Source organism: Actinomyces sp. W5033 (assembly GCF_051303165.1).
Map to the genome: position 1 here is coordinate 1 of NZ_JBPPGD010000005.1, position 8,114 is coordinate 8,114.

The 8,114-nt window shown below is 68.6% G+C and carries 2 protein-coding genes; both read left to right on the forward strand.

Going from position 1 to position 8,114, the window contains the following annotated elements:
- Nucleotides 1-320: 320 nt before the first annotated feature.
- Nucleotides 321-3,842: a DNA-directed RNA polymerase subunit beta gene (rpoB, locus tag ACSJJR_RS04350; RefSeq protein ID WP_435942268.1), complete on the forward strand. Its 3,522-nt coding sequence runs from the start codon at nucleotides 321-323 to the stop codon at nucleotides 3,840-3,842.
- A 140-nt stretch (nucleotides 3,843-3,982) separates the two neighbouring features.
- Entirely contained in the window at nucleotides 3,983-7,939 is a 3,957-nt protein-coding gene (locus tag ACSJJR_RS04355) for a DNA-directed RNA polymerase subunit beta' (RefSeq protein ID WP_435942269.1), read from the forward strand.
- The last annotated feature ends 175 nt before the right edge of the window (nucleotides 7,940-8,114 follow it).

The following is an 8,114-nucleotide window of genomic DNA, read 5'->3' on the forward strand; positions in this document are numbered from 1 at the left end:
CCCCTCCCACACCTGGGGGGGTGGGCCCCGACGCGTGCGCCCGCACCTCCTGCCGTCTCACCGGGCCCGGCAGGCCGCCGTCGGAAACGGGGCCGGGTAGTATCCACGAATGTGTTCGGGATCGCAAGAACCTGGGGGTCCGGATCATAGTGGAGGGTGGAGGCGGCGTGTACGCTAGCGCTTTGCGTCCATTGTGTGTACTGGCACGAGTGTGATCGCCCGACGAGGGACAGGCCGTGGCCTGGACCCGCGGCGACGGACCCGGCCGGCGCCGCGCAGTGCACGCAGAGTGATCCCCGAGATGAGGGAAGGATCCCCCTTTGGCTGCCTCGCGCACCTCTGCACCTACCGCCGCTGACATCGCCGCGCGCACCGCGTCGCGTCGCATCAACTTCGCGAAGATCCCGGAGCCCATGCAGGCCCCGAACCTTCTCGCCCTGCAGACCGAGTCCTTCGACTGGCTCGTCGGCAACGAGAAGTGGCGCCAGCGCGTCAACGCCGCGAACGCCGAGCGACCCGGCTCCCTGCCTGACACCTCCGGTCTTGAGGAGATCTTCGACGAGATCTCCCCGATCGAGGACTTCGGCGAGACGATGGCCCTGTCCTTCCATGACCACCGCTTCGAGGATCCCAAGTACACGGCCGAGGAGTGCCAGGAGAAGGACCTCACCTACTCCGCGCCCCTGTACGTCGTCGCGGACTTCGAGAACTTCCAGACCGGTGAGATCAAGTCGCAGACGGTCTTCATGGGTGACTTCCCGCTCATGACTGACAAGGGCACCTTCATCGTCAACGGCTCCGAGCGCGTCGTCGTCTCCCAGCTGGTGCGCTCCCCGGGCGTCTACTTCGAGCGCGCCACCGAGAAGGCCACGGACAAGTACGTCTACAACGCCAAGTTCATCCCCTCGCGCGGCGCCTGGCTCGAGTTCGAGATCGACAAGAACGACCACGTCGCTGTGCGCGTGGACCGCAAGCGCAAGCAGGACATCACCGTCTTCCTCCTCGCCCTGGGCATGGACGAGGCGGAGATCCGCGAGGAGTTCAAGGCCTACCCCGTCCTGACCTCGGTGCTCGACGAGGACCGCAAGGTCACCACGCAGGACGAGGCCCTGCTCGACATCTACAAGAAGATCCGTCCCGGTGAGCCGCCGAGTGTCGAGGCCGGCCGCACCCTGCTGGAGAACTTCTACTTCAACCCCAAGCGCTACGACCTGGCCAAGGTGGGTCGCTACAAGATCAACAAGAAGCTCGGCCTGGCCGCCGAGCTGGCCGACTCCGTCCTGCGCATCGAGGACATCACCGCCGCCATCAAGTACCTCCTGGCGCTGCACGCCGGCGAGGCGGGCGTCGAGGGCGTCCAGGACGGGGAGGTCGTCGAGGTCGCCGTTGACTTCGACGACATCGACCACCTGGGCAACCGCCGTATCCGCGCCGTCGGCGAGCTCATCCAGTCGCAGGTGCGCACCGGCATGAGCCGTATGGAGCGTCAGGTGCGCGAGCGCATGACCACCCAGGACGTCGAGGCCATCACGCCCAACACCCTTATCAACATCCGCCCCGTGACCGCGGCCATCAAGGAGTTCTTCGGGACCTCCCAGCTGAGCCAGTTCATGGACCAGAACAACCCGCTGGCGGGCATGACGCACAAGCGCCGCCTGTCCGCGCTGGGCCCCGGCGGCCTGTCGCGTGAGCGTGCCTCCATGGACGTGCGCGACGTGCACACCTCCCACTACGGGCGCATGTGCCCCATCGAGTCCCCCGAGGGCCCCAACATCGGCCTCATCGGCTCGCTGGCCACCTTCGCCCGCATCAACCCCTTCGGCTTCGTCGAGACCCCCTACCGCGTGGTGCGCGACGGCGAGATCACCGACGAGACCCACTACCTGACGGCCGACGACGAGGACCGCCACGTCATCGCCCAGGCCAACGTCGAGCTCACCGAGGACGGGCGCCACTTTGCCGAGGACCGGGTCCTGTGCCGCGTCACCGGTGGTGAGCCCGCCCTGGTCGCCGCCGACGAGGTGGACCTCATGGACGTCTCCCCGCGCCAGATGGTGTCGGTGGGAACCTCCCTCATCCCCTTCCTCGAGCACGACGACGCCAACCGCGCCCTCATGGGTGCGAACATGCAGCGCCAGGCCGTGCCGCTCATCCGTCCCGACGCCCCGCTCGTGGGCACGGGCATGGAGCGGCGCACCGCCGTGGACGCCGGCGACGTCCTCGTGGCCACCAAGCCCGGTGTCGTCACCGAGGTCTGCGCGGACTTCGTGCGCGTGGCCAACGACGACGGCTCTGAGACGGTCTACAAGGTCGCCAAGTTCCGCCGCTCCAACCAGGGCAACTGCTACAACCAGCTCGTCGTGGCCAACGAGGGCGAGCACGTCGAGGCCGGCAGCGTCCTGGCCGACGGCCCCGCCACCGAGGGCGGCGACCTGGCGCTGGGCCAGAACCTCCTGGTCGCCTTCATGACCTGGGAGGGCCTGAACTACGAGGACGCCATCATCATCTCCCAGCGCGTCGTCGCCGAGGACCTGCTGACCTCGATCCACATCGAGGAGCACGAGGTGGACGCCCGCGACACCAAGCTCGGTGCCGAGGAGATCACCCGCGACATCCCCAACGTCGCCGAGGAGACCCTGGCCAACCTCGACGAGCGCGGCATCATCCGCATCGGCGCCGAGGTCCGCAGCGGCGACATCCTCGTCGGCAAGGTCACCCCCAAGGGGGAGACCGAGCTCACCAGCGAGGAGCGCCTGCTGCGCGCGATCTTCGGTGAGAAGGCCCGCGAGGTGCGCGACACCTCCCTGCGCGTGCCGCACGGCGAGTACGGCATCGTCACCGGCGTGCGCGAGTTCGACGCCTCCAGCGAGGACGCCGAGCTGCCCGCCGGCGTCAACCGGATGGTGCGCGTCTACATCGCCCAGCGCCGCAAGATCACCGTCGGTGACAAGCTCTCCGGCCGCCACGGCAACAAGGGCGTCATCTCCAAGATCAACCCGGTCGAGGACATGCCCTTCCTGGCTGACGGCACCCCGGTGGACGTCATCCTCAACCCGCTGGGCGTGCCCAGCCGCATGAACGTCGGCCAGGTCCTCGAGCTGCACCTGGGCTGGGTGGCCTCGCGCGGCTGGGACGCCACCGCCGCCCGCGAGGCCGGTGAGGTCTGGGCCCTGCGCCTGCCCGACAACGGCGTGAGCGCCGAGCCGCGCACGCCGGTCGCCACCCCCGTCTTCGACGGTGTGCGTGACGACGAGCTCATGGGCCTGCTGTCCTCCACGCTGCCCAGCCCCGAGGGCCTGCAGCTCGTCCAGGCCGACGGCAAGGCGCGCCTGTTCGACGGCCGCTCCGGCGAGCCCTTCCCGTACCCGATCTCGGTCGGCTACATGTACATCCTCAAGCTCCACCACCTGGTGGATGACAAGATCCACGCCCGCTCCACCGGCCCGTACTCCATGATCACCCAGCAGCCGCTGGGCGGTAAGGCGCAGTTCGGTGGCCAGCGCTTCGGTGAGATGGAGGTGTGGGCGATGGAGGCCTACGGCGCCGCCCACGCCCTCCAGGAGCTGCTCACCGTCAAGTCCGATGACGTCAACGGCCGCGTCAAGGTCTACGAGGCCATCGTCAAGGGCGAGGACATCCCCGAGCCCGGCATCCCCGAGTCCTTCAAGGTGCTCATGAAGGAGATGCAGTCGCTGTGCCTGAACGTCGAGGCGCTCGACCACGAGGGCAACGTCATCGCCCTGGACGACGCCGACGACGACGGCCGTCGCGCCTCTGAGGAGCTGGGCTTCGACCTGGGCCGCCGCCCGGGCGCCGCGGTCTCCACGGTTGACGAGATCTGAGCCCCACGGGACCCGGTGGAGGGGGCCGGCGCAGGCCGCCCCCTCCCGGGCCCCACGGGCCGCCGGCGACGTCGTGGAACAACGCCCCGGCCGCCCCACCAAGACACACACGATGAGCTGACACATCGGAATGAGGAACTGTGCTCGACGCTAACGTCTTCGATCGCATCCAGCTCGGTCTCGCCACCTCTGAGGACATCCGGTCCTGGTCCCACGGCGAGGTCAAGAAGCCCGAGACCATCAACTACCGCACCCTCAAGCCGGAGAAGGACGGGCTCTTCTGCGAGAAGATCTTCGGTCCCACCCGCGACTGGGAGTGCGCCTGCGGCAAGTACAAGCGCGTGCGCTACAAGGGCATCGTCTGCGAGCGCTGCGGCGTCGAGGTCACCCGCTCCAAGGTGCGCCGTGAGCGCATGGCCCACATCAAGCTGGCCGCGCCGGTCACCCACATCTGGTACTTCAAGGGCGTGCCCTCCCGCCTGGGCTACCTGCTCAACCTGGCGCCCAAGGACCTGGAGAAGGTCATCTACTTCGCCGCCTACATGGTGACCGAGGTGGACGAGGAGGGCCGCCGTGACGACCTTCCCTCGCTGCGCAACGAGCTGGAGGTCAAGAAGAAGAACGTCGAGCAGGCCGGACAGGCCGACGTCGAGGCGCGCCAGCGCCGCCTCGAGGAGGAGCTGGCCCAGCTCGAGGCCGAGGGCGCGGAGCAGGCCCAGCGTGACCGCCTGCGCAAGGTGGCCGAGCGTGAGATGGGTGCCCTGCGCCGCAAGAACGCCCGCACCCTGGAGCACATGGACCGCGTGTGGGACCGCTTCGTCGGGCTCAAGGTCGGTGACCTCGAGGGCGACGAGGTTCTGTACCGCGACATGGTCGCCGACTACGGCATCTACTTCAAGGGCGCCATGGGCGCCGAGGCGATCCAGGCGCGCCTGCGCACCTTCGACCTCGAGGCCGAGGCCGAGAGCCTGGCCGAGGTGGTCGCCAACGGCACCGGCCAGCGCAAGACCCGCGCCATCAAGCGCCTGAAGGTCATCAACGCCTTCCGCATCACGGGCACGGCCCCGGAGTCGATGGTCCTGGACAACATCCCGGTCATCCCGCCGGACCTGCGTCCCATGGTCCAGCTCGACGGTGGCCGCTTCGCCACGAGCGACCTCAACGACCTCTACCGCCGCGTCATCAACCGCAACAACCGCCTCAAGCGGCTCATGGACCTGGGCGCGCCGACGATCATCGTCAACAACGAGAAGCGCATGCTGCAGGACGCCGTGGACGCCCTGTTCGACAACGGCCGCCGCGGCCGGCCGGTGACCGGGGTCGGCAACCGCCCGCTCAAGTCCCTGTCCGACATGCTCAAGGGCAAGCAGGGTCGCTTCCGTCAGAACCTGCTGGGCAAGCGCGTGGACTACTCGGGCCGCTCGGTCATCGTCGTCGGCCCCCAGCTCAAGCTGCACCAGTGCGGCCTGCCCAGCCAGATGGCTCTGGAGCTGTTCAAGCCCTTCGTCATGAAGCGCCTGGTCGAGCTCAAGGAGGCCCAGAACGTCAAGGCCGCCAAGCGCATGGTCGAGCGCGCCAACCCTAAGGTCTGGGACGTCCTGGCCGAGGTCATCCGCGAGCACCCGGTGCTGCTCAACCGCGCCCCCACGCTGCACCGCCTGGGCATCCAGGCCTTTGAGCCCCAGCTCATCGAGGGCAAGGCCATCCAGCTGCACCCCCTCGTGTGCGGCGCCTTCAACGCCGACTTCGACGGCGACCAGATGGCCGTCCACCTGCCGCTGGGCGCCGAGGCGCAGGCCGAGGCCCGCATCCTCATGCTCTCGAGCAACAACATCCTCAAGCCCTCGGACGGGCGCCCGGTGACCATGCCCAGCCAGGACATGATCATCGGCACCTACTACCTCACCCAGACGCCGGACCCGGCGGTGGCCGTCGAGGTGGACTCCGAGGGTCGTGAGGTCGTGCCGTCCTTCTCCTCCTTCGCGGAGGCGGTCATGGCGCACGACTTCGGCAAGCTGCACGTCAACGCCACCGTGGACATCCGCTTCGAGGAGGGCATCACCGCCCCCGAGGACTGGCAGGCCCCGGAGGGCTGGAGCGAGGGCGACCCCATCACCCTGCGCACCTCGCTGGGACGTGCCCTGTTCAACACGGCGCTGCCGGAGACCTTCCCCTACGTCAACTACGTCGTGGACAAGAAGAAGCTGGGCAACATCGTCAACACGCTGGCGGAGGGCTACCCGCGCGTGGACGTCGCGGCCTCCCTGGACGCCCTCAAGGCCAACGGCTTCTACTGGTCCACCTGGTCCGGTATCACGGTCGCCTACGCCGACGTCGTCTCCCCGCAGAGCAAGCCGGCCATCCTCGCCCGCTACGAGGCCGAGGCCCAGGAGATCGAGGACCAGTTCGAGCTCGGTGCCCTCACCGAGGAGGACCGCTACAAGTCCCTCATCGACATCTGGTCCAAGGCGACCAGTGAGGTCGCCGAGGCCATGCGCGAGAACTTCCCCGCACGCAACACCGTCTACCAGATGGTGGTCTCCGGCGCCCGCGGGAACTGGGACCAGATCCGCCAGCTGGCCGGCATGCGCGGCCTGGTGGCCGACCCCAAGCAGCGCCTCATCGAGCGGCCGATCAAGTCCAACTACCGCGAGGGCCTGAGCGTCCTGGAGTACTTCATCGCCACCCACGGCGCCCGCAAGGGCCTGGCGGACACGGCGCTGCGCACGGCGGACTCGGGCTACCTCACGCGTCGTCTGGTGGACGTCTCCCAGGACGTCATCGTCCGCGAGGAGGACTGTGGCACCCGCAAGGGCCTGACCAAGCGCATCTTCACCGCCAGGGTGGTTGACGGCGTCACCGTCAAGGAGCCCAGCGAGATCCTGGGCACGACGGTCTACGGCACGACGCTCGCGCGCGACGTGGTCGATGCCGAGGGCAACGTCGTCATCGCGGCGGGCACGGACCTCGGTGACGCCGAGATCACGGCCGCCATCGAGGCGGGTGTCGAGGAGATCACGGTGCGCTCTGTGCTCACCTGCGACTCCGCCGTGGGCACCTGCGCCGCCTGCTACGGCCGCTCGCTGGCCACCGGCAAGCGGGTGGACATCGGTGAGGCCGTGGGCATCATCGCGGCCCAGTCCATCGGTGAGCCGGGCACGCAGCTGACGATGCGTACCTTCCACACGGGTGGTGCGGCCGGCGCGGCGGACATCACCCAGGGTCTGCCGCGTGTGCAGGAGCTCTTCGAGGCCCGCACCCCCAAGGGCGAGGCCGCTGTGGCCGAGGCCGCGGGCCGGCTCAAGACCGAGGACGACGCCGACGGCAAGCGCCTGGTCATCACCCGTGACGACGGCGAGGAGGACCTGGTGGTCCCGGTCTCGCGGCGCCAGCGCCTGCTGGTGACCGACGGCGACCACGTGGAGCCGGGCGACGCCCTCACCGAGGGCCCGATCGACCCCAAGAAGGTCCTGCGCCTGCGTAGCGTGGGCGCCACCCAGCGCCACCTGGTGGAGGAGGTGCAGGAGGTCTACCGCTCCCAGGGCGTGGACATCCACTCCAAGCACATTGAGGTCATCGTGCGCCAGATGCTGCGCCGCGTCACCGTGCTGGAGTCGGGCGACACGATGCTGCTGCAGGGCGACCTCGTGGACGTCATGACCTTCCGTGCGGAGAACCGCCGGGTCATGGCCGAGGGCGGTAAGACGGCCTCGGGCCGCACCGAGCTCATGGGCATCACCAAGGCCTCGCTGGCCACCGACTCGTGGCTGAGCGCCGCCTCCTTCCAGGAGACGACGCGCGTGCTCACCGAGGCCGCGATGAACGGCAAGTCGGACCCGCTGCTGGGCCTGAAGGAGAACGTCATCCTCGGCAAGCTCATCCCTGCCGGCACGGGCCTGGCCCGCTACTCGGACATCGAGGTGGAGCCGACCGAGGAGGTCAAGCAGGAGGTCTTCTCCCGCACGGGCTTCTCCGGCGACGCGTACGGCGCGGGCGAGTCGGTCGCGCTGGACGACTACAACTTCGGCGGGGACTTCCGCACGAGCTTCTCCGACGACTTCCGTACCGGCTTCTCCAGCGAGGGCTACCAGTTCTGAGCAAGGCCCCACGAGGCTCTGCGAGGAGCCGCGAGGACGTCGAAGGCGGCCCGCCACCTAGCAGGTGGCGGGCCGCCTGCCGTGCACGGCACCGAGCCGCCGTCTCGCACCACCTCCTCCAACTCATCGGTTTGCGCGCGAGCGTACGGCATTGTTTCTGGAGCTTTTTTGGAAA